This window comes from Actinokineospora auranticolor (assembly GCF_041897805.1).
In the GTDB taxonomy this organism is placed as follows: Bacteria; Actinomycetota; Actinomycetes; order Mycobacteriales; family Pseudonocardiaceae; genus Actinokineospora; species Actinokineospora auranticolor.
Window position 1 is genome coordinate 347723 of the sequence record NZ_CP154825.1, and the last position, 19847, is coordinate 367569.

Genomic DNA, 19847 nt, shown 5'->3' on the forward strand with positions numbered 1-19847 from the left:
GGCCCGGCCCGGTGGGCGTTCTTGCCGGAAGGACCACCGGGCCGGGGCAGAGTCAGGAGATGGCGAGCTGCGCCATGGCGTCGGTGACGATGCGGCCGTGGTCGAACGCCAGCCCGGTGGCGGTGACCTCGGTCAGCGGCACCCATCGGGCGGCGCGGGCGTCGTCGGCGGCGACCGGGGTGGGCATACCGTCGACAACGGCGGCGTAGGCGTGGGTGGCGTAACGGCCGCGCGGGTCACGGCCCGGTGCGTCGTAGACACCGACCTTGACGGCGGTGGTCGGCATGAGCAGCCCGGTTTCCTCCCCCAGCTCCCGCACCGCGGCCGCGTCCGGGGACTCGCCGGGGTCGATGTGGCCACCGGGCAACGCCCACCGGCCCTCGAAGGGGTCCCACTTGCGTTCGATGAGCAGCACGTGCCAGCGCCCGTCGGCGCGAGTGAACACCACCGCGTCGGCGGTGAGGATCAGCTTGGTCGTGTCCATGGTCGATCTCCTTGTCAGGCGTGGAAGTCGCCGTCGATGACGACGGTCGCGGTGTGGCCGGGGTGGGCGCCGCGGATGCTGACGCCGTCGCGCTCGATCGCGCCGCCGTTGCGGGCCGCGCGTTGCATCAGTCGGTCGAGGTCCTCCACGCTCACACCGGGCCGGGTCGTCTTGTCGTTGTTGTCGCGGGTGCTCATGGCACGTCCTTTCGCTGAACTGGGGTGCTATCGGGGCAGGAGGGGATGGGTGTCAGGCGCTGCCGCACTGACCGGCGGTGTGGGTGCCGGGCAGTTGGCCGCAGCGGCACTCGCACAGCGCCTCGTCCTGCTCGATCTCCACGGCCGGGGCGGGGTGGGTTCGGGTCCTCACGCGGCGCCTCCGTTGCGGTCGTGGTGGTAGGTGGACATCCAGCACAGGCACCACGCCTCGCGCTCCACCGCGTCGCTGTCCCAGCCGATGGCGGAGTCGGCGGTGAACGCCGACGCGACCCGCGCGGCCAGGTCGGGGTCACCGCAGACCACCGGCAGCACCCGGGCCTGCTCGCCGATGTGGGGGTCGCGGACCTCGATCACGCCCCACCGGTCGGTGCGGATCTCGATCGCCCGGTCGGTGACGGTGATGTCCGGAGCCACCGCCGCCACCTGCGACACCGGGATCAGCGGCCGGTCGAACGCGTACACCCGCTCCCCCACCGGCACCCGCATCCGCACCCCGTAGCAACCCCCGTCGGGCAGCTCGATCTGTGATGCCATGACCACGGTGTTCACCGGCTCTGCCCTTCGCCGTTGGTGAGGACACGGGGCAGGTGGACGTGCCGGTGGGTGACGTCGACGTCGAGCCCCTTGCCGCGCAGGCCCCACCCGACGCACAGCGCCAGCGCCACCGACCGGTGACGACCACCCGCACAGCCCAACGCCACCGACGTCATCCGGGGCGCGGCCTCCACCAGCGCGACCACCTCGTGCACCGTGGCCAGCGCGCCCGGGGTGTCGAGCACCACCTGCATCACCGCCAGGTCCCGCCCGTCGAGGTCGAGCAGGTCCGCGCTCATCCGCGCCGGGTCCCGCAGGTAGCGGCGCAGGTCCACCACCACGTCCGCCTCCGGGGCCGGACCGTGCAGGAACCCGAACGACACCACACTGATCGAGCGCCCACGACCCACGGCCGCGCCCGAACTTCCGGATACCATCTGTCCCTCTCCATTACCGGTTGCCTGGTGGTGGTTGAGCGACCCGGTCTGGCGAGCGTTCTTGGCGGTTCGAGCGCCAGACCGGGGGCACATCCCGTACACGGCCCTGAAGGCCGATGCGGTGTTCACCTGCCCGTCCCGGACGAGTCGTCGGTCACCGACTCGCCGGACTCCACCGACCTGCCCCAACGCTCGTGCAGGTCCGCCATCTCCCGCTGATAGCAGGCGCGGGCGCCCCGGATCATCCCGGCGAACATCGGGTCCTGCTCCGGGTCGTACTCGTCGTAGTTGCTGTTCCTGTTGTTCTTGGCCATGTCGATGCTCTTCCTGTGATCAGTTCGTGGACTCGGAGTTCGTGGCCCGCTCGCACGGCCAGCAGCGGCGACCGTTGGAGACGGGTAGGCGGTAGGGGCAAGCAGTCCGCAGGCGGTACAGGTGCGCAGCACTCGGTGGGCCTTGCGCAGCGACACCAACTGGGCTGTCGTGGCGCCCGGAGACGGTCGGGCCAGATCCAGCCGGAACAGCGCCGCCCACCGACGCCCCCGCCGCCACCGGATCTGCGCCACCCAGTCCGCACCACCCGGGCACAAGCCGCGGGCACGCAGCCAGCGGCGGGTCACCAGCCCCGGGGGGACGTCGCGATAGCGGAAGGTCGGGACACCATCGGCCATACGACCCGGCCAGTGCTGCCCGCTCCACGGCAACCGGACCACCGTGGCGCTCACGAGACCGTCACCGAACCATCGACAGCGGTCTCGGTGACCTCCCGGTGGCTGTAGCGCCACGGGGCACCGTTGACCGGCACCCACGGGTGGTGATCGGACACCCAGCGAGGCCGGTACACCAGCCGCAGGGCAGGACCCAACTCGGCAACAGCGAAGCGCACAGAACCGCCACGCTTCACGCCGCCTCACCCCACACAACCTCCTGGTCCGCCACCGGCAACACACGAACCGCGGCTGCCAACGCCCGGTTCATCTCGCGGCGCTCCCGCCGTGCCCGGGCGGACCCGTCCAACAACGCGGTCGTGGGCTCCGGTCCGCCTTCCGCCTCGGGCACCCTCAGTGCGGCGATGTCCGCTCGACTCCGGCCCTCCGGGTCGAACCACCGTCGACTTGCCATCTGCGATCATCGTCCTTTCGGTTCGTATCGTTGTTGCGTTCGAACGATACGAACGTTAGGGCGCTGGCTGGACCGGTGTCAATAGGTTGCGTAGGATTCGTTCGAACGAATCGAAAGGGTGAGGCGGACCATGGGGCCAGGACCTAGGTACCAAGAGCTTGCCGACGAACTGCGGGAAGCCATCCAGGCTGAGGCGACGGTCCTTGGCGTGCAACTGGTGGATGGAGCCAAGCTCCCCACCGAGCCCGAGCTCGCAGACCACTACCAGTCGGGGCGAGGAACGATCCGGGCTGCCCTGGCAGGACTCGCCGCCGAAGGGTTGATCGAGACACGCGGCCGGGCGGGAACCTACATCCGACGGCTCCCCCTGCTTGAGTACAACGTTGACGCCGAACACCCGCGACGACGGGACCGTACGGGCACAGTGACGGACACCTGGTCTTCTGTGGTTCGGGAGTCCGGCCGGGAGCCCAGTCAAGACTTCAAATTCCGCATAGAACCCGCCACTGTCGTCATCGCGGACAGGTTGAACGTCGCCGTCAATGACCTCGTCGTCGTGCGCGAGATGTTCCGTTACGTCAACGACATCCCCTGGTCCGTGCAGACCACGTTCTACCCGTACGAGATAGCCAAGGCATGCGGGCTCGACACGCCGACCGATATCGCCGAAGGAACGGTGCGACGAATGGCCGCACGCGGCTACGTCGAGGACCGAATCGTCCACGAAATCAGCAGCCGCCCAGCCAGAGCCGATGAACGCGAACGGTTCGACCTAGCACCAGGTGTTTCCGTCTTGCTGTTCCGTCGACTCGCGACCGCCAAGGATGTAGTCACTCGACTTACCGTCGAAATCCTTCCGGCCGACAGAAACATCATCACCCATCTCACTGACAACAGTGAAGGGGCCTAGGATGCAGTTCCGCCGTGCCACAGTCGCCGACATGGACCTCATCACCGACTGGCGCTGGGAGGTGACCGACTGGATTCACAGCAAGGGCAGCGACCAGTGGGACAGTACTGGCCTCTCTCGCGATGAGTTCCAACGTCGCATCAGCAGGTCCATTGAGGCAGGAGAGACCTGGCTCGCCCTTGACAATTCCGGTGAGCCGGTTGGAACCATCGCAATTGACCTGGTGCCCGACGAAGGCTTGTGGACCGGTGACGAACTAAGCAAGTCCTATATTGTCCATCGGATGATGGTTCCTCGCAGCCACGCTGGCCAAGGAATCGGCAAGGAGATGATCGCCTTTGCGGAAGATCTGGCTCGTTCACACGGGCGCCAGTACCTGGTCTTGGATGCGTGGAACACCAACAAGTCTCTGCATGAGTACTACGAATCGCTCGGGTTCAAGTACGTGAGAACTGTGAGCGACCATTGGACCCCAAGCGCAACCCTATTCGAGAAAGAAGTTTCGAACTACGATCCGAATGTCAAGGGTCCAGATATCAACCCGACACCCTTCAAAGATAAGGGTCGATAGACAGACTTGAGCCGAGGACGCACGAACGGAAGGTATTCTCTACTCAATACCGGCTCGCATCGCTACATAGCTCATCGAGCGGTCGCAGTAGAGGGTCCACAGGCGCACACTCATCCAGCTTAGATACGCGCCCGACTCCAACCGTGGGAGAATCGGATGACACCAAGGAGAAGAGATGGGCGGCACCAAAAGAGCGGCTCGGTATGGTCGAAAAACCACAATTGCGATAATCGTGTGCGGCCTTACGGGACTAACATCTGCCATAATCGGAGTAATTCTCGACTTCACCAGCTCCCACCCCTTGCAGAATGCGCCATTTCTAACAAACATATTGTCAGCGGCATGCGGAGCGTTAATTGGCGTACCGATTGCGCTTTTGGTACTGCAAAATGTGATCAGTCGAGCGACAGAGCAGGCCCAGTGGCGCTCGACGATGAATCTCGCGATAGCCTCAATAGAGGAGGTGATGACCTTACTGGATGCGCAGATTCTGAATTATCCTAACGGTTTCGACCTATATAAAGACCTCGCCGGGGCCGCAGAAGCTATCGAGCCTAAAGTGCGCGTTCTACTGCCTGCCTATGCGCGAGCGAGGGACGAGCGGAATTGGTCGCTCGTGGATCCGCAAGAATCCGCAAGAAGGCCAGCATCGAACGAGCTGAAAGCAGCAATACAAGAGCTCTTGGCCGATCTAAAGGAGACCAAAGCCGCTTTCGGGAAGTATCTTCCAACCGCAACGGAACGCGAACTGGTTCGCCCGTATATGGAGGCGCGATGGAATTTTCTACAAAACTACGTACGTCCTAGAGTGCTTGAGCTTGAAGGACGCTGGCATATCACCGAGGCAGACGTATGGATACCACGGCTGTTTAGTCATTCGCTTACGCGCGATTCATGGGAGTACTGTCTAACCCAAATTTCCAACGAGCTGGAGTCATTCGTCCATAAGGGCTATTTTGGCAACAATGGCATATTCCTATGGGATGCTATTGACGAAATCGGTAAATGGCGAAAAGATCTGCTAGTAATACATCGGGCGACGCCCTACGTTACTGACTTGAAAGAGATGCTAGATGGCCTTAAACGAGATGAACGATGACTCGTGAGCTTTAGCACGGCAGGACATGTCTGAAACAGCACGCAAGCATCTAGCGCAGACCCTGCCGCGCCGGTCGTAGATGAGTTCTACGGGAATGCTCAAGCCGCATATGGTCTCCTTGACGCGGCCAGGCACGGGGTCAGGGGACACCCAGAGGTGAACCAGGCGGTCGCGGGTACACCACAGGAGCCGCACGACGGCACCCTTTCGAGTCGAAAGCTAGCCCTGACAACCATCAGTAAACGCCAGAATCGCCAGATCCGCCACTAACGCCAGGTGACCAGGACAAACGCCAGAAATGCCAGGCAGGCTGTGTCCCGTGGCCGTACGTCTCGTGTCAACCGGAGACGCAGCGAGAGAACTCGGGATCAGCCGAGAGACGCTGCGGGCCTGGTGGCGCGCGGGACTCGTCACCCCGGCAAGCGAGACGGTAGGAGGTCACGCCCGTTGGGACGTCGACCAGCTCCAACGCGACCTTCGCGCGCTCAGGCAACGCGGCGATGGATTGGACGCCCTCGAATGACCCGTGGGCTCTACCGGGCGCGTGTCACACCTGTCACTCTGACACACCGCACAGGGTGACCTGGGAAAACGAGAGTGACATTGACGGTGACAGCTCCGCGCGCTGTCACGCTTCACCTGCCTGGGGCGGGGTTCACGGACAAGCGGCCGGGACACCGCCGGGGTGTCCCGGCCGCTCTTCCTGGTTTGCCGGGGTGGCGGTGAGCGACGAAGCGAGTGACTACGGCCCTAGATCGCCGTGGATCGCCGTGGACTGTCTAGGACGATGCGCGGTGGCTGACCAGCCTGTTTGTCGAGGTGAACAAACAGCCGCGAGCCGCTCGTAATGAACAGGTCAAGGGTTCGATTCCCTTAGGCGGCTCCACAGGTCGAGAGCCCTGGTTGCCCCGTTCGGGGCAACCAGGGCTCTTTGCTGTGCGGGAGGGCGAGGAAAAGCACAGGACGGGGTGGTCCGGGGCGGGCTAGCGTGGCGGGAGTGGACCTCTTCGCTGACGCCGTTGCCTCCGAGGAAGAACTCCGCTCGATCTACGAGGACCCGAAGGCGAATGCCCGGGCCAAGGAGATCTCCGGGGTGGATGAGCTGGCTCGGGAGTTCATCGCCTGCTCGTCCATGGTGTTCGTGGCCAGTTTCGGGGCCGATGGGCGGTGCGACGCCACGCCGCGGGGTGGGCCGCCGGGGTTTGTGTCTGTTTTGGACAGTGGGGACGTGGTCATCCCCGATGCCACCGGGAATCGTCGGTTGGACACCTTTCGCAACGTGGTTGCCACGGGGCGGGTGGGATTGGTCTTCATCATTCCCGGTCGTGGGCAGACGTTGCGGGTCAATGGGCGGGCTTGTGTTTCTGTGCGGGCCGAGTTGCTCGCGGGGTTGACCGCGGTGGGGAACCCGCCGCGGGCCGCGTTGGTGGTGCGGCCCGAGGAGGTGTTCACGCACTGCCCCAAGGCTTTTGTGCGGTCCAGGGTGTGGCAGCCCGAGTCCTGGCTGGACGCGTCGGCGCAGCCGGATCCGGCGGTGATCGCGCAGGCGCACATCGGGGACCCGGGGCTCACGGTCGAGGACGTGCGGCAGGACCAGATCGACTCGTTGCGGTACCGGCTCGCCTAGCGGCTATTCGCAGGCCACGCCGTCGTGGTCGCGGTCCAGGGCGGCGCGGTAGCCGGGGTCGCCCGTGTACAAGGGGGCCGCGCCGGCTGCTCGGGCCGCGTCGCAGTTCTTGTAGTAGGCGGCGGGTTTGGGGGCGGGTTCTTCTTCCGTCGTCGTCTCGGGTGGCGCGGCTGCCCTGGGGGCGGCGGTGGTCGTCTTGGGCGGCGCCGGGGGAGCGGGTGGGGCCGGGGGAGCGTCCGAGCCGTTGCACGGCGCGCCCCAGAGGCCGAGGGCTGCTGACTGGGCGGCGGCTTGGGCGTCGGTCAACGCCGTGGTGGCGACGGCCGTGGCCTTGCCCATGCCCTTGCCGATGGCCAGGGCCGCGAAGTCAGTGCCGTCCGCGAGCAGGGCCGAACCCGCGTTCGTCAGCTGGATCGGCTTGCCCACCAACGTGTCCTTGGCGAACGCGACCGCCGCGGCCTGCCAGCAGTCCCCCGGGGCCGCGAGGCCCGCCACCACGACCCGCGCGCCCGCCGAGGTCAGGACGGTTCGGGCGTCGACCACTTCGGACACCGTGGCTTGCGCCGGCGCGGGAGGTGTCGTGGTGGTTGGGCGTTCGGTGGTCGTGGACCCCGCGGCCGGGGTGGCGGGCGGTGCGCTGCCCGTCGCCGTGACACCGGCCTGGTTGCCGCAGCCCGCGAGCAGGGCGGCGCCGAGCAGGGATGTGATCACTACGGACTTCACCCGTGTGGACATCTCAAGCTCCCCTCTGGACCAAGCCGTGTGCGGGGTGCATCGCGTATCTGGCAACGAACTGTTACTTGAACATTCAGTAGTCACCCGAACGGGGGTAATCGCTTCCCCGTTCGATGAGACGTCATTCGGCCAGTCGTCGGCGCACCGCCGCGCTGAGCAGGTCGACGGCGATGATCAGGACCAGCACCATCAGGATGTAGGTCGCCATCTCGTCGAAGGCGAACAGCTGGATCGACTGGTTGATCAGGAACCCGACCCCGCCCGCGCCCACCAGCCCGAGCACCAGCGACGAGCGCACGTTGACGTCGAAGCGGTACAGCAGCAGCCCGACCAGCGACGGCACCACCGCGGGCAGCACGGCGTTGGCCACCACCTGCGACTCCCGCGCCCCCGCCACCCGCAGCGCGTCGGCGGGACCCGGGTCGACCTCCTCCATCGCCTCCGACCACAGCTTGCCCATCACGCCCACGTTGTGGCAGATCAGCGCCAGCACGCCGGCGAACGGCCCGAGCCCGACCGCGGTCACGAAGATCAGCGCGAACACCACGTCCGGCACCGCGCGCAGCAGCGACATGACCGACCGCGAGACCTGGTACACCACCCGGTTCCGGCCGCGCGTGCCGAGCACCGCCAGCAGCAGCGCCGCCGGGACCGACAGCGTGGTGCCGAGCAGCCCGATGGCCAGGGTGGTCAAGCACGCCTCCAGGCCCGGCTGGACCACGGAAGCCCAGTCCAGGTCCGGCGGCAGCGCCTCGCCGAGGAACCGGATCATCCCGTGCCAGCCGTCGACCAGCGCGCCGGGGGAGAACTCGGTGACCCGCCACGCGCCGACGTGCGCTGCGCCGAGCACGACGGCGACCACGACGACACCGAGGTAGAACGGTTTCCGGTCGCGCGCGGGCACCGGCACGCGCGGGCGTTCGGTGGTGGTCACGAGTCCTCCGACTGGTAGAGCGCATCGATGTCCGATTCGGACAGTGCGGAAGCGTGGCAGGACAAGCGGATCTCGCCGTCGACCAACCCGATCACCCGGTCCGCGTGCTCGCGCGCCAGGTCCGGCTGGTGCAGCACGGCCGCCACCGCCAACCCGTCGCGCCGCGCGAGTTCCGCCAGCAGCGCCATGACCTGGGTCGCGGCGGCCGGGTCCAGAGCGGACACCGGCTCGTCGGCCAGCAGCACCTCGGCCCCCTGGCACAACGCCCGCGCCACGGCGACCCGCTGCTGCTGCCCGCCGGACAGGCTCCCCGCCCGGTCGTGCGCGCGGTCGGCGAGCCCTACCCGTTGCAGGCACGCCATCGCGCGCTCCCGCAACTCGCGCGGGAAGAACGCGGGGGCCAGCGACCGCGACAGCGGCAGCCCGGCGAGCCCGCCCGCGCACACGTTGTCCAGCGCGCTTCGCCTGCGCACCAGGTGGATCTGCTGGAAGACCATGGCCGCCGCGCGCCGCGCCTTGGCCAGCTCGGCACCGCCGAGCCCGCGCAGCCGCCGCCCGGCCAGCCGGATCTCACCCGCGTCCGCCTCGGCCAGCCCCACGACGCAGCGCAGCGCCGTCGACTTGCCGGACCCGTTGGCGCCCAACAGGACCACCAGCTCGCCGGGCGCGACCGCGAAGTCGACGCCCTTGAGCACCTGCCGGTCGCCGTAGGACTTGCGCAGCCCGCTCACCGAGAGCGCGGTGTCCAACGGGGTCAGCTGCTGCTCGGGAGGAGTGGGGCAGGCGGGGAGGGGCCTGGACCCTCCCGCCTGCCGGTCGTAGGAGATCACACGTCGCCTTCGGTCAGCCCGAGGGTGTCGGCCAGGTCGAACAGCGGCTGGTAGGTGTTCTTGTCCACGGCCACCATCGGGCCCGCCGGGTCGACGTCGAGCAGCTTGCCGACCTGGGCGACCTCGTCCGGCTTGAGGTTGAGCAGCGCCTTGCGGACGGCTTCCTTGAAGGCCGGGTCGGCCGCGCCCGCGACGGTGATCGGGTCGTTCGGGATCGGGTCCGACGACCAGATCTGGCGGAACTTGCTCTCGTCGAACTTGCCCGCCGCTTTGGCCGTGGCCAGCTGCTGGGTGTTGATCTCGGCGGCCTCGACCTTGCCGTTGGTCAGCGCCAGCAGCGCCTCCGGGTGCCCGCCCGCGTAGTCGAGCTTGACCGAGGTCTTGTCCAGGCCCAGCTTGGCCATGGCCGCGCGGGGCAGCGCGTCGCCGGAGGTGGAGCCGGGCTCGGACAGCGCGAGGGTCTTGCCGCGCAGGTCCGCGATCGACTTGACGGCCGAGTCCGCGGGGACCCAGATGCCCGCTTGGTAGCTGGTCAGCTTGCCCTGCGCGTCACCGAAGGAGACCAGCGGCTCGGCGCCGGCGCGGCGGTTGGCGAAGACGAAGCCGAGCGGGCCGAACTGGGCCAGCTCCAGCTTGCCGTTCTGCATGGCCAGCACCTCGGCCGAGTAGTCCTGCACGATCTGCAGCTTGACCTCGCAGTTCAGGCCGCGCTCCAGCGCGCCGGTGAGCACCTGGTAGGCCGGGGTGAGCTTGGCGGGGTCCTCGTACGGCTCGATGCCGAACTTGACCTCGCCGTTGGGGCACGCGGACGACGCGGCCGCGGGCTTGGCGGGTTCCTCGCTGCCGCACGCGGTGAGGGCGAGGCCCGCGGCGACGGCGAGAGCGACGATGCGCTTCATGGTGGGGAACTCCTGTGGTTCAGGTGTGAGCGGGGAGCGGGGATCGCGCCGGCTCGCCAAGTCGGGGACGATGCCGGGCGGGGAAGAGGGGAAGTCAGCGCAGCAGGTCGTCGAGCACGGTGGGGGCGAGCCCGAAGGCGGTGGTCATGCCGATGCCCGAGGTCACCGAGACCACGCGGACGCCGGGGAACGGTTGGGCGACGAGGAACTCCGCGTCGGCCGACGCGTAGACGCCGCGCCAGCGCCTGCGCACGGTGAGCCGGTCGACGCCGAGCAGCCGGGCGGTTTCGCGGAGCACGAGGTCGGCGGTGGCCTCGTCGTCGAAGGGGCCGTGGGTGGTGGCGTAGGCGTGGGTGTCGCCGATCACCAGGTCGCCGCCCGGGCGTTGGGTGAACATCAGGTTCATGACGACCTCGAGCAGGTCCGGGTGGTCGGCGGCGAGCCTGCGCTGGACCTCGTCGGCGGACGGGCACGCGCGCAAACCCGCGTAGCGCACCATCGACAGCCCGGTCAGGACCGCCGGGTCGAACACCACCGAGTCCGGTGTGGACACTTCGAGCATCTGCAGCAGGCACCGCCGCACGCCCGCCGCCTCGGCGACACCGGGCAGCAGCCGGTCGACGTCGTGCCCGACCGCCACCACCACGCGGTCGGCGGTGACGGTGCCGCGCGTGGTGTGCACCGCACCGGTCTCCACCCCGGTTGCCGAGGTGTGCCAACGGAAGTCGACGCCCTGCGCGGCCAGCCACGCGGCCAGCGCGGGGATCGCCTCGCGCGGGTCCACGCGCAGGTCGAGCGGCAGCCACGCGCCCCCGGTGACCTCGTCGGACACCCGGGGCAGCTTCGACCGCACCCCGGCCGCGTCGAGCAGGTGGACCTGATCGCCCCGTTCGGCGGCGAACTCGGCGAGCACGGCGTGCTCGTCGGCGGTGCGGGCCGCGACGACCGTGCCCGCCTCCGACACCCAGAACCCCGCCTTGGCCGCCATCGCCAGCCACCGCTCGCGGGCGGCGAGCCCGTACTCGAGCGCGGGCCCGTGCTGGGCGGTCAGGCAGATGTGGCCGAAGTTGCGCACCGAGGCGCCGACGGCCCGCTCGTCGCGGTCGAGGACCACGACGGAGAGCCCGCGCTCGACCGCCTCGACCGCGTGCGCGAGGCCGACGACGCCCGCGCCGACGATGGCGAGGTCGACGTGCCCGGTGGGAGGTGTACGGGGTGCCATGCCGAGAAAGGTGCGGTGCCACCCGCCTTGATCACAAGGGGTGAGCGCCACTTGTTCAGACAAGTTTCCGCGTTGTTAACCCTGTTCAGAGCCGTGCACCACAGAACTTGACAGCGGGGTGTCCTCGACTCGTATGGTCAAGTCCGTGACCCCACCGCTGCACCTGAGGGTGGCCGACGCCCTGCGCGGCCGGATCAGCCGAGGCCAACTGCCGGTCGGCGCCGCCCTGCCGTCGGAAGCGCAACTCTGCGAGGAGTTCACCGCCTCGCGCGGCACCGTCCGCCAGGCGCTCGCCGCGCTGCGCAACGAGGGCCTGATCGGCGGTGGCCAGGGTAAACCGCCGGTCGTGCGGCAGGCCGCGGTCGCCCAGCCGTTCGAGACGTTCCTCTCCTTCACCCGCTGGGCCCGCGAGATGGGCCGCGAACCGGGGCAGCGCACCATCGAGGTCGCCCGCCGCGGCGCCAGCCCGGTCGCCGCCGACGCGCTGGGCATCGACGAGGGCGCGCCGGTCGTCGAGGTGCTGCGGCTGCGGCTGCTCGACGGCATCCCGACCATGCTGGAGCGCAGCAGCTTCGTCGAGCCGGTCGGGCGGCTGCTGTTCGACTTCGACCCCGACTCCGGCTCGATCTACGAGCACCTGCTCGGCCGCGGCGTCGACCTGCGCGCGGCCCGGCACACCATCGACGCGATCGGCGCCGACGCGGTCGACGCCGAACACCTCACCATCGCGGAGGGCGCGCCGCTGCTGCGGGAACGCCGCCGCGCCACCGACGCCACCGGCGCCCGGGTCGAGTACGGCGACGACCGCTACCGACCGGACCTCGTCACCTTCACCATCGACAACGCCCAGACGGGCCGCGCGGGCCAACACGTACTCAAGGAGACCTCGTGACCATCGAGCTGGTCGCACTCGACATGGCGGGCACCACCGTGCAGGAGAGCGGCGCGGTGTACCGGGCGCTGGCCGACGCGGTCGCCGCCGCCGCGGGCCGCCCCGTGCCCGAGGCCGACATCCGGCGCTGGATGGGCGCGGACAAGCGCGAGGCCATCGCGGCCCTGCTCGCGGGCGCCCCGGCCGAGGTCGAGACGGTGTTCGACGACTTCCGCGCGCGCCTCGCCGCCGCCTACGAGGCCGAACCGCCCACGGCCCTGCCCGGTGTCGAGTCGGCGCTGGCCGAGCTGCGTGCCCGAGGCGTGCAGGTGGCCCTGACCACGGGTTTCTCCCGCGACGTCGCCGAGGGCATCCTCGACGTGCTGGGCTGGCAGGTCGGCGCCGCGATCGACGCGCTGGTCACCGCCGACGAGGTCGCGGCGGGCAGGCCCGCACCGTACATGATCTTCCACGCCATGGAGGCCACCGGCGTCCTGCGCGCCGACGCCGTCCTCACCGCGGGCGACACCATCCTCGACCTGCGCGCGGGCACCAACGCGGGCGCGCGCTACGTGCTCGGCGTGCTCACCGGCGCCCAAGACGCCGAGACCCTCGGCCGGGAGCGCCACACCCACCTGCTCCCGTCGGTGGCCGACATCCCGTACCTGCTCGCCTAGGCCCAATGCCGGTCGGTTAGGTCATGGCGGGGCTGTAGCCTGCGGTGGTGGATCTTGGGTTGGGTGTGCGCGAGGGCGGCGGTCTGGCCGACCGAGCTGCGGTTGGTGTGCTGACTCGGACGTTTCCGGTGGAGTTGGTCGATCGGGTCATTGACCAGTATTGGCGTCGGGAACAGCGGACCCGCGCATTGCCTGCTCGGTTGGTCTTCTATTTCACGCTTGCTTTGTGTCTTTTCCCGAATGAGTCGTACCGGTCGACGATGAAGATTCTCATGTCGGTGTTCGGTCGTGGAGGGCAGGGCTATCGGGTACCGACGACCGGTTCGATCGGTGATGCTCGTCGTCGTCTGGGTTCGGAGCCGATGGAGACCGCGGTGCGGGCGGTGATACGACCGAGAGCGTGCCGGGAGACGATAGGCGCGTGGTATGGGGATTGGTTGTTGACGGCGGTTGACGGGACGACGTTCACGGTGCCGGATACCGAGGAGAACGATCGCGAGTTCGGGCGACCCGGTTCAGGGCGCGGCGAGGGAAAGACGGCGTATCCTCAGATTCAAGCGGCGTGTGTGGTCGAGTTGGGAACCCACGCGGTATTCGATGCCCGGATGGATGGCTATGCCGCCGCGGAAACGATGTTGATCGAGGAGATGTTCTCTTCATTGCGGCCGGGCATGCTGGTGTTGGCCGACCGGCACATCTACTCGTCCCGTCGCTGGGCCAAGGCCGTGGATACCGGCGCCGACCTGCTGTGGAGAGTGACCGCGAACCTCGCCCCACGGCCGGTGGAGAGACTATCGGACGGTTCCTGTATCGCCGAGATCACCCCGCCGAGGAGTTCGGGCCAACCATCTTTCCGGCTACGGCTGATCGAGTACCGATTGCCGTGGACGGAGGAGGTGTATCGGTTGGTGACCACGATCCTGGACCCGCTTCTGGCGCCCGCGAAGGAACTGGCCGCGCTCTATCACGAACGGTGGGACATCGAGGGCTTCCTCAAACAGATCAAGAGTGTCCAACTCAATACCGAGAAGATCTTCCGGTCGAAATCGCCCGACGGGGTACGGCAGGAGTTCTGGGCGCATCTGGCGGTGCACTACGCCACGATGTGTGTGCAGGTCGACGCCGCCGATCACGCGAAGCTCGATCCTGATCGGATCTCACACAAAAACACGGTACGCGTCATCCGGTCCCGTATCTGGGCGCCGGGATCTTTCCCCCCTCACGCACAGCGATGACCACTATCGGATGTTGCTGATCGAGGTCGGCAGCGAGATCAACCCGGAACGCCGCCACCGGAGCTACCCGCGGGTGATCAAACGGAAAATGAGCAACTTCCCGGTCAAACGCGCACGACACCGACAACAACTCCGAAACAGCCGACCACCTCACTCGAACATCACCCTCACCCCGCCCAGCAAGACCCGACACCGCCGCCGACCAGCCGAAACCACCTAACCGACCGGCATTGCGCCTAGGCCGCCAGGACCCGTCGACGGGCCGCCCACGCGGTCGCGAGCACGAAGCCCGCGGCCGCCAGGCCACCCGCGATCGCCGCGCCGACGCCGTAGCCCGCCGCCGGTTCGCGGCTGGACAGGGCGCAGGTGAACAGCCACAGCGCACCGCCGAACAGGGCACCCAGCAGCAGCGCCGCGACCGGCGCGGCGGGCCTGCGGTAGCCGCGCCGCAGCGCGCGCATCAGGGACTCGACGTAGGCCACGGCGAACAGGGCCAGCAGGAGGCTGCCGGTGCCCATCGCCGTGGCCATCGGGTGCACCGACGACGCCAGGGTGAACTCCACCGGGGGTTGGTCGCCGACCGTGATCGACCCGGTCGCCGCGCCGCCCGCCAGCCACCGCATCAGCGGGTCCGGGGTGATCTCGGCCCGGAAGGTCCGGTCGGCCGCGGGGCGGACGTTCTGCATGATCGAGCTGCCGAAGGGGATGCCCGCGGCGTTCAGGTCGAACTTGACGGTCCCGGGTCGCTCGATCGTCCCCTCGACGGTGAACTCCTTGGTCAGGTCCACCTCGACGGGACCGCTCAAGGCCTTGCCCTGGATCGTGATCGGGCTGCTCGGGTGGTCCTGCGCCTTGGGCGCGAGGAACGGCACCACGACCATCGCGACCAGGGCCACCGCCGCCGCGAGCGCGGGCCACAGCGGCGAGGGGCCGGTCGGCTGCTGGATCAGCTCACGCGCGGGCCGCAGCTGCTTGCCGCGGAAGTCGCCCGGGTCCAGGGTGCGGGTCGAGTCCTGGGCGGTCGCCCGGATCGGCGGCGTGACCACCGTCGGCAGGTCCGGCTGACGGGTCAGCTGCTGCGAGATCGCGCCGCTCACCCGCGGCGCCAGGTGCACCGGCACCGCCGAGCGCTCCAGCCACCCCTGGCCGAACACCGCCGTCGCCGCCGCGCTCAGGTCGATGGCGAACGCCTCGGCGTCGCGGTAGCGGTGCTGCGGGTCGCGGGCCAGGCTCCGCATGACCACTGTGGACAGCGGGTCCGGCACGCGCGGTAGCGGTCGCGGGTCGTTGAAGATGCGCTGCCGCATCATGCTCACCGCGCCGCGCGTGCGGTCGTACGGCAGCTCGCCGCACAGCAGCTCGTACAGCACCGTGCCCGCCGAGTAGATGTCCGCGGCGGGGGTGAGCGCGTTGCCCATCGCCTGCTCGGGGGCGATGTAGGCCGGGGTGCCCAGCACCTCGCCCGCGTGGGTCATCAAGGTCGCGCCCTCGCTGACCACCTGGGCGATGCCGAAGTCGGCCACCTTGAGCAGCCCGGCCGAGGTGAACAGCAGGTTCTTCGGCTTGATGTCCAGGTGCAGCACCCCGGCGGCGTGCGCGGCGTGCAGACCGCCGAGCATGGCCAGGGCGATCGCGCAGGTCTGCTCACCGGTCAGGCCGGGGCCGCGGAAGCGGTCGTAGACCGTGCCGCCGTCGAGCTTCTCCATCACCAGCAGGTTGTCGTGGCCGGTCTGCACGTAGTCGTAGACCGGCACGATGTGCGGGTGGTCGAGGCTGGCCAGCACCCGGGCCTCGCGGTCGAACCGGGCGTTGACCTCGACGTCGCCGACCACGTCGGATGGCAGCTGCTTGATCGCCACGTGCCTGCCGAGCGACCGGTGCACGCCCTCGTAGACCACCCCCATGCCGCCGGAGCCGATCTTCTGGCCGATGGCGTACTGCGGCAGCGCCGCGGTGAGCCCGGCGGGTGCGGTCATTCAGGCCACCTCGGGGTGTCCGGATCGGGCTTGGCGGCGCCGGGCGCGGGCAGCGCCTGGGTCGCGTCGGTCGGCGGTACGGGCAGTGCCTGGGTGGCGCCCGCGTGGTCGTCCTTGATGAACTCGTCGAGCAGACCCGCCTGCTGGTGAATCGATGTCGGCGCGGCGGGCGTGACCTGCGTGCCGTACTCCGGCTGGGCCACCACCGGCGGCTGCGCGCCGGTGTAGCGGGCCGTCATGCCGACCGTCGGACCGTCGAGCGGGGCGTCCGGTGTGGGCAGTGGCGGCACCGGGTGCGGGGTCAGGAAGCCGAGCACCATGGCGATCGCCGCGGCGCCCAGCACGATCGGGATCTCCACCAGCGCCACGGGTGGCACCAAACGGAGTACCGACAGCGTCACCACCGCGACCAGCCCGGTGCCCAGGCCCGCGGGCAGGAACCGCAGCGCGCGGCGGAACCGGTTGGGGGACAGCCGGTGCCGCGCGAGGGCGAACAGCACGGTGGCCCAGATCGCCGCGGTCAGCGCCAGCATCAGCAGGCCGAACAGGCCGTACACCGACCAGACGGTGCCGCGCACGTCGGCGATCGTGTCCACGCCGCCGAGCACGGTGCGGTCCTCGGCGAGCAGTTCCACCGAGGTCGGCAGCAGGCCGGTGGCCTGACCGTCGAGGTCGCGCACGTCGAGTGGGAACGTGCGCACCACGCGCCCGCCGGACGGGACCTCGAAGGGCAGGTTGGTGTCGTAGGCGAAGAACGTCAGGGCCAGGGCCACACCGGAGATCCGGATCAGCCGGACCTTCTGGGCCGTCGGGCCCCGGTTCTCGGCCGTCACGGACAGCTCGGCCGGTTTCCCGGGGTCGAGGGTGACGGTGCGGTCGGTGATGTCCTGACCGTCCAGAGTGACCGTCACCCTGAGCGAGTCGCCCACCTCTTGCGCGACCGCTGGGGTCGCGCCGAGCACCAGCGCGGCCGTCACGAGGGCAACCGTCGCCGCGATAAGACGTCCCATGGAGGACTCCGGAGTTGAGGCGGGCCCGATCGAGGCGGAATGCTACAACGGGCCGGGGCCTCGTCCGGGGCGTTCCGCCGGATCAGGGATACGGACAGGAGTGTCGGTCGTGCGCAGTGGAGGACGCTTAACCGGCTTGGCCGTTGCGGGTCTGGCGGTTTTCCTCGCCGTGGCCCCCGTCTCGCAGGCGGGCGCGGCACCGGCCGCGGTGACGTTCAACCTGACGATCAAGCCCGCGGCCGGTCCCGCGGGCACCACCTTCGCCATCGGGTGGACCCTGCGGCCGAACACCGGCTGCAAGATCATCACGTTCAGCTCGGCGTTGACCTCGATCCCGTCATCCCCCGGATCGCCGCCGCCCAACACCGGTTCGGTGAGCGCCACCGCGCCCGGGACGGCGAAAGCGGGCACCTACGCCATCACGGGTACCTGCGGTGAGACGTCCGCGGTCACCCGCTTCACCGTGACCTCGATATTGCCGCCCACCACCACTACTACTACGACTACAACGAGAGTTCCGCCAGTCACTACGACCACACCGCCGGTGACGACGGTTCCCCCGGTGACGACCATCCCACCGGGCGGCAACTCCTCGACGACCCGTCCGCCGGTCACGGTCATAACAACGCGGCCGGGATTCACCACAACGCCAACGATCTCGACGGATGGCACCACTACGCAGACTGTGACGTCCACATCGGACGGTACGGCCCCGCCGCCCGGCACGACGCCTGAGATCCCGGTCACGGACGTCCCGGAACCCGACGGGGGGCTGGAGCTCGACCGCAAGAGCGTCCGGCCCGGGGACCCCTTGGTCGCCAAGGGAACCGGTTGTGAGCCCAATCGGACGGTTCTCCTCACCTCCGAGGGCGACAAGGTCGGCGAGTCGATGTCCGACGGCAACGGTGAGTTCACCGCGCCGGTGGAGTTCGAGCGGGTGCAGCCGGGCAGGCACACGGTGTTCGCGGACTGCGGGGTCGTGCTGAGCGGATCGGTCGACCAGCTCGTCACCAGTTCGACGAGCGGCAACTCCGGGACGCTGGTCGTGCTGGTGTTCTTCGTCCTGGCCGGTGCCGCGCTAATCCGCGTCGCGTAGGGCTTTCGCGACCGGTAAGGGCACCGACATCCGGGTGACCACATCGCCGTAGCGGCGGCGGATCTCCGTCGCCGCCGCAGTGGGCTCACCGACCACGGCGAACGCGTGCAGGACGTCGTCGTCGACAAGGGCGGACATCTCGTCCCACCGACCCCGCTTGGACAACGCGTTCAACTCGTCGTGCAAGGCGCCCCAGCCGTGGAAGTCGAGCACGGGCCGGTAAGACGGTGTCGAACCGTAGAACGCGATCTGCTTTCGCGCCTCGGCAAGCGACGCCGTCATCTCCTCCTCCGACGCGCCGGTCGCGATGAACGCCGGACCGCTGATGTCGAACCCGTCGAGCGTCTTACCGACTTTCGCCCTACCGCGTTCCAGCGCGGGGAGCGTCACCTCGCGCAGGTAGCGCTCGGTGGAGAAACCGTGGCAGAGCACGCCGTCGGCCACTTCACCGGCGACCTCGGTCATCAACGGCCCCACCGCGGCGAGGTAGATCTTGGGGTTGCCGAACGGGTTGGGGCCGGGGTCGAAGAACGGCGTCATCAGCGTGTGCCGGTAGAACTCGCCCAGGAACCGCAGCCGCGCACCGGTCTCGAAGCTCGCCCAGATGGCCCGCACGGCCAGCACGAACTCCCGCATCCGCGCGGCGGGCGCCGACCACGGCATCCCGAAGCGCTTGGTGATGTGCGGTTTGACCTGGGAGCCCAGGCCGAGCACGAACCGCCCACCCGAGAGCGTTTGCAAGTCGTTGGCCTGCACGGCGACGGTCATCGGATTGCGGGCGAACGCCACCGCGATCCCGGTGACCAACTCGATCCGCTCGGTGCGGTCCGCGCCGACCGCCACCCCCACGAACGGGTCGATCTGCGTCTCGGGAACCCACACACCGTCGTAGCCGTCGCGCTCGGCGGCCACTACGCGCTCACCGGCCTCGACCACAGTCGCGGCGTAACCGCCTGCGTCCAGCCTCATGCGCCCCACATTACTGTGGGGTAACGCCCCTGTACTCCTTCGAGGGCAAGAGCCCTCGCGGCGACCCGACGGCCTGGATCGCACCCACCGCGACCCTGATCGGTGACGTCACCGTGGGTCCGGGCGCCTCGGTCTGGTACGGCGCCACCATCCAGGACGGCGCGGTGATCGGCGCGCGGACCCTCATCGCCGCCGGGGCCATGGTCGGCCCGGGCACGGAGGTCCCGCCGGAGGTGGTGGCGATGGGCGTCCCGGCGAAGCGGCAGGTGCCGCTGGCGGGCGGGCCGAAGGTCTGGGTCGACCACAACGCGGAGATCTACCGGGAGTTGGCGCGCAGGCACGCGGCGGGGACCAGCCCGGTCGAGGACTCCGGAAAGCAGTGAAGCCGGTG

At 68.9% G+C, this 19847-nt stretch carries 24 protein-coding genes and 1 pseudogene; 10 read left to right on the top strand and 15 right to left on the bottom strand.

The genetic code is table 11. The features are described from left to right. Positions 1 to 52: 52 nt before the first annotated feature. The 7 genes and pseudogenes from V5P93_RS01760 to V5P93_RS01790 form a co-directional block, all read right to left on the bottom strand. On the bottom strand, positions 53 to 484 hold the full coding sequence (locus tag V5P93_RS01760) for an NUDIX hydrolase (protein ID WP_104480756.1): 432 nt from the start codon (positions 482 to 484) through the stop codon (positions 53 to 55). Between the two features lie 14 nt (positions 485 to 498). After that, a complete protein-coding gene (locus V5P93_RS01765; RefSeq protein WP_104480755.1) occupies positions 499 to 681 on the bottom strand; it encodes a hypothetical protein in 183 nt (60 codons plus the stop codon). 168 nt (positions 682 to 849) lie between these two features. Continuing rightward, complete coding sequence (locus tag V5P93_RS01770) at positions 850 to 1236, bottom strand: hypothetical protein (RefSeq protein ID WP_146108160.1); 387 nt, start codon at positions 1234 to 1236, stop codon at positions 850 to 852. Between the two features lie 11 nt (positions 1237 to 1247). After that, entirely contained in the window at positions 1248 to 1619 is a 372-nt protein-coding gene (locus V5P93_RS01775) for an RNase adapter RapZ (RefSeq protein WP_181043643.1), read from the bottom strand. 179 nt (positions 1620 to 1798) lie between these two features. Beyond that, complete coding sequence (locus V5P93_RS01780; RefSeq protein ID WP_104480752.1) at positions 1799 to 1987, bottom strand: hypothetical protein; 189 nt, start codon at positions 1985 to 1987, stop codon at positions 1799 to 1801. A gap of 111 nt (positions 1988 to 2098) precedes the next feature. Continuing rightward, positions 2099 to 2344 (bottom strand): annotated as a pseudogene (locus V5P93_RS01785) (RRQRL motif-containing zinc-binding protein); the annotation flags it as partial. A gap of 229 nt (positions 2345 to 2573) precedes the next feature. Further along, the gene (locus tag V5P93_RS01790) at positions 2574 to 2795 is read right to left on the bottom strand and encodes a hypothetical protein (RefSeq protein WP_104480751.1); all 222 of its coding nucleotides are present in this window, start codon (positions 2793 to 2795) and stop codon (positions 2574 to 2576) included. Positions 2796 to 2913: 118 nt separating this feature from the next. Here V5P93_RS01790 and V5P93_RS01795 point away from each other — a divergent pair, with 118 nt between their 5' ends. From V5P93_RS01795 to V5P93_RS01815, 5 genes are all read left to right on the top strand, one after another. Then, entirely contained in the window at positions 2914 to 3705 is a 792-nt protein-coding gene (locus V5P93_RS01795) for a GntR family transcriptional regulator (RefSeq protein ID WP_104480750.1), read from the top strand. Between the two features lie 31 nt (positions 3706 to 3736). After that, positions 3737 to 4276, top strand: a complete 540-nt coding sequence (locus tag V5P93_RS01800) for a GNAT family N-acetyltransferase (protein ID WP_181043642.1) — start codon at positions 3737 to 3739, stop codon at positions 4274 to 4276. 175 nt (positions 4277 to 4451) lie between these two features. Beyond that, on the top strand, positions 4452 to 5375 hold the full coding sequence (locus V5P93_RS01805) for a hypothetical protein (RefSeq protein ID WP_146108159.1): 924 nt from the start codon (positions 4452 to 4454) through the stop codon (positions 5373 to 5375). A 298-nt stretch (positions 5376 to 5673) separates the two neighbouring features. Next, positions 5674 to 5898, top strand: coding sequence for a MerR family DNA-binding transcriptional regulator (locus V5P93_RS01810; RefSeq protein WP_104480748.1), 225 nt, complete (start codon positions 5674 to 5676; stop codon positions 5896 to 5898). A gap of 474 nt (positions 5899 to 6372) precedes the next feature. After that, on the top strand, positions 6373 to 7002 hold the full coding sequence (locus tag V5P93_RS01815; protein WP_104480747.1) for an MSMEG_1061 family FMN-dependent PPOX-type flavoprotein: 630 nt from the start codon (positions 6373 to 6375) through the stop codon (positions 7000 to 7002). A 3-nt stretch (positions 7003 to 7005) separates the two neighbouring features. On the opposite strand, the gene V5P93_RS01820 is transcribed toward V5P93_RS01815, so the two are convergent. From V5P93_RS01820 to V5P93_RS01840, 5 genes are all read right to left on the bottom strand, one after another. Beyond that, entirely contained in the window at positions 7006 to 7737 is a 732-nt protein-coding gene (locus V5P93_RS01820; RefSeq protein ID WP_219824060.1) for an excalibur calcium-binding domain-containing protein, read from the bottom strand. A 121-nt stretch (positions 7738 to 7858) separates the two neighbouring features. Further along, positions 7859 to 8671: a phosphonate ABC transporter, permease protein PhnE gene (gene phnE / locus V5P93_RS01825; RefSeq protein WP_219824059.1), complete on the bottom strand. Its 813-nt coding sequence runs from the start codon at positions 8669 to 8671 to the stop codon at positions 7859 to 7861. Beyond that, the gene (locus V5P93_RS01830) at positions 8668 to 9501 is read right to left on the bottom strand and encodes a phosphonate ABC transporter ATP-binding protein (RefSeq protein ID WP_245931442.1); all 834 of its coding nucleotides are present in this window, start codon (positions 9499 to 9501) and stop codon (positions 8668 to 8670) included. Before V5P93_RS01830 ends, phnE begins: the two co-directional genes overlap by 4 nt. Continuing rightward, positions 9498 to 10400 (bottom strand): phosphate/phosphite/phosphonate ABC transporter substrate-binding protein, encoded by a 903-nt coding sequence (locus V5P93_RS01835; RefSeq protein ID WP_104480746.1) that lies wholly within the window; start codon positions 10398 to 10400, stop codon positions 9498 to 9500. The genes V5P93_RS01830 and V5P93_RS01835 overlap by 4 nt, the downstream gene beginning before the upstream one ends. Before the next feature lie 94 nt (positions 10401 to 10494). After that, complete coding sequence (locus V5P93_RS01840; protein WP_104480745.1) at positions 10495 to 11622, bottom strand: TIGR03364 family FAD-dependent oxidoreductase; 1128 nt, start codon at positions 11620 to 11622, stop codon at positions 10495 to 10497. A 145-nt stretch (positions 11623 to 11767) separates the two neighbouring features. Between V5P93_RS01840 and V5P93_RS01845 the strand changes: the two genes are divergently transcribed. The 3 genes from V5P93_RS01845 to V5P93_RS01855 all read left to right on the top strand — a co-directional run bounded on the left by V5P93_RS01845 (position 11768) and on the right by V5P93_RS01855 (position 14405). Then, positions 11768 to 12514, top strand: a complete 747-nt coding sequence (locus V5P93_RS01845) for a GntR family transcriptional regulator (RefSeq protein WP_245931441.1) — start codon at positions 11768 to 11770, stop codon at positions 12512 to 12514. Then, on the top strand, positions 12511 to 13170 hold the full coding sequence (locus V5P93_RS01850) for a phosphonatase-like hydrolase (RefSeq protein WP_245931440.1): 660 nt from the start codon (positions 12511 to 12513) through the stop codon (positions 13168 to 13170). The genes V5P93_RS01845 and V5P93_RS01850 overlap by 4 nt, the downstream gene beginning before the upstream one ends. A 107-nt stretch (positions 13171 to 13277) precedes the next feature. Continuing rightward, entirely contained in the window at positions 13278 to 14405 is a 1128-nt protein-coding gene (locus tag V5P93_RS01855; RefSeq protein ID WP_374066406.1) for an IS4 family transposase, read from the top strand. 236 nt (positions 14406 to 14641) lie between these two features. On the opposite strand, the gene V5P93_RS01860 is transcribed toward V5P93_RS01855, so the two are convergent. Both V5P93_RS01860 and V5P93_RS01865 read right to left on the bottom strand, forming a co-directional pair. Then, positions 14642 to 16381, bottom strand: a complete 1740-nt coding sequence (locus V5P93_RS01860; RefSeq protein WP_104482700.1) for a serine/threonine-protein kinase — start codon at positions 16379 to 16381, stop codon at positions 14642 to 14644. Continuing rightward, on the bottom strand, positions 16378 to 17358 hold the full coding sequence (locus tag V5P93_RS01865; protein WP_342752321.1) for a hypothetical protein: 981 nt from the start codon (positions 17356 to 17358) through the stop codon (positions 16378 to 16380). The genes V5P93_RS01860 and V5P93_RS01865 overlap by 4 nt, the downstream gene beginning before the upstream one ends. Before the next feature lie 169 nt (positions 17359 to 17527). On the opposite strand from V5P93_RS01865, the gene V5P93_RS01870 reads away from it, so the two are divergent. After that, entirely contained in the window at positions 17528 to 18487 is a 960-nt protein-coding gene (locus tag V5P93_RS01870; protein ID WP_245931686.1) for a hypothetical protein, read from the top strand. Here V5P93_RS01870 and V5P93_RS01875 read toward each other — a convergent pair. Then, complete coding sequence (locus tag V5P93_RS01875; RefSeq protein ID WP_104482699.1) at positions 18470 to 19456, bottom strand: TIGR03617 family F420-dependent LLM class oxidoreductase; 987 nt, start codon at positions 19454 to 19456, stop codon at positions 18470 to 18472. The two genes, V5P93_RS01870 and V5P93_RS01875, sit on opposite strands and share 18 nt — an antisense overlap. Between V5P93_RS01875 and V5P93_RS01880 the strand changes: the two genes are divergently transcribed. After that, positions 19441 to 19839: a gamma carbonic anhydrase family protein gene (locus tag V5P93_RS01880; RefSeq protein ID WP_104482698.1), complete on the top strand. Its 399-nt coding sequence runs from the start codon at positions 19441 to 19443 to the stop codon at positions 19837 to 19839. The genes V5P93_RS01875 and V5P93_RS01880 overlap by 16 nt on opposite strands. Positions 19840 to 19847 lie beyond the last annotated feature (8 nt).

What these genes read in the sequence shown, in the direction of transcription:
- V5P93_RS01790 (WP_104480751.1), bottom strand. Translation starts at nt 2,795, where the DNA reads ATGGCAAGTCGACGGTGGTTCGACCCGGAGGGCCGGAGTCGAGCGGAC.
- V5P93_RS01765 (WP_104480755.1), bottom strand. Translation starts at nt 681, where the DNA reads ATGAGCACCCGCGACAACAACGACAAGACGACCCGGCCCGGTGTGAGC.
- V5P93_RS01860 (WP_104482700.1), bottom strand. Translation starts at nt 16,381, where the DNA reads ATGACCGCACCCGCCGGGCTCACCGCGGCGCTGCCGCAGTACGCCATC.
- V5P93_RS01800 (WP_181043642.1), top strand. Translation starts at nt 3,737, where the DNA reads ATGGACCTCATCACCGACTGGCGCTGGGAGGTGACCGACTGGATTCAC.
- V5P93_RS01835 (WP_104480746.1), bottom strand. Translation starts at nt 10,400, where the DNA reads ATGAAGCGCATCGTCGCTCTCGCCGTCGCCGCGGGCCTCGCCCTCACC.
- V5P93_RS01820 (WP_219824060.1), bottom strand. Translation starts at nt 7,737, where the DNA reads ATGTCCACACGGGTGAAGTCCGTAGTGATCACATCCCTGCTCGGCGCC.
- V5P93_RS01770 (WP_146108160.1), bottom strand. Translation starts at nt 1,236, where the DNA reads ATGGCATCACAGATCGAGCTGCCCGACGGGGGTTGCTACGGGGTGCGG.
- V5P93_RS01780 (WP_104480752.1), bottom strand. Translation starts at nt 1,987, where the DNA reads ATGGCCAAGAACAACAGGAACAGCAACTACGACGAGTACGACCCGGAG.
- V5P93_RS01760 (WP_104480756.1), bottom strand. Translation starts at nt 484, where the DNA reads ATGGACACGACCAAGCTGATCCTCACCGCCGACGCGGTGGTGTTCACT.
- V5P93_RS01805 (WP_146108159.1), top strand. Translation starts at nt 4,452, where the DNA reads ATGGGCGGCACCAAAAGAGCGGCTCGGTATGGTCGAAAAACCACAATT.
- V5P93_RS01875 (WP_104482699.1), bottom strand. Translation starts at nt 19,456, where the DNA reads ATGAGGCTGGACGCAGGCGGTTACGCCGCGACTGTGGTCGAGGCCGGT.
- V5P93_RS01810 (WP_104480748.1), top strand. Translation starts at nt 5,674, where the DNA reads ATGCCAGGCAGGCTGTGTCCCGTGGCCGTACGTCTCGTGTCAACCGGA.
- V5P93_RS01840 (WP_104480745.1), bottom strand. Translation starts at nt 11,622, where the DNA reads ATGGCACCCCGTACACCTCCCACCGGGCACGTCGACCTCGCCATCGTC.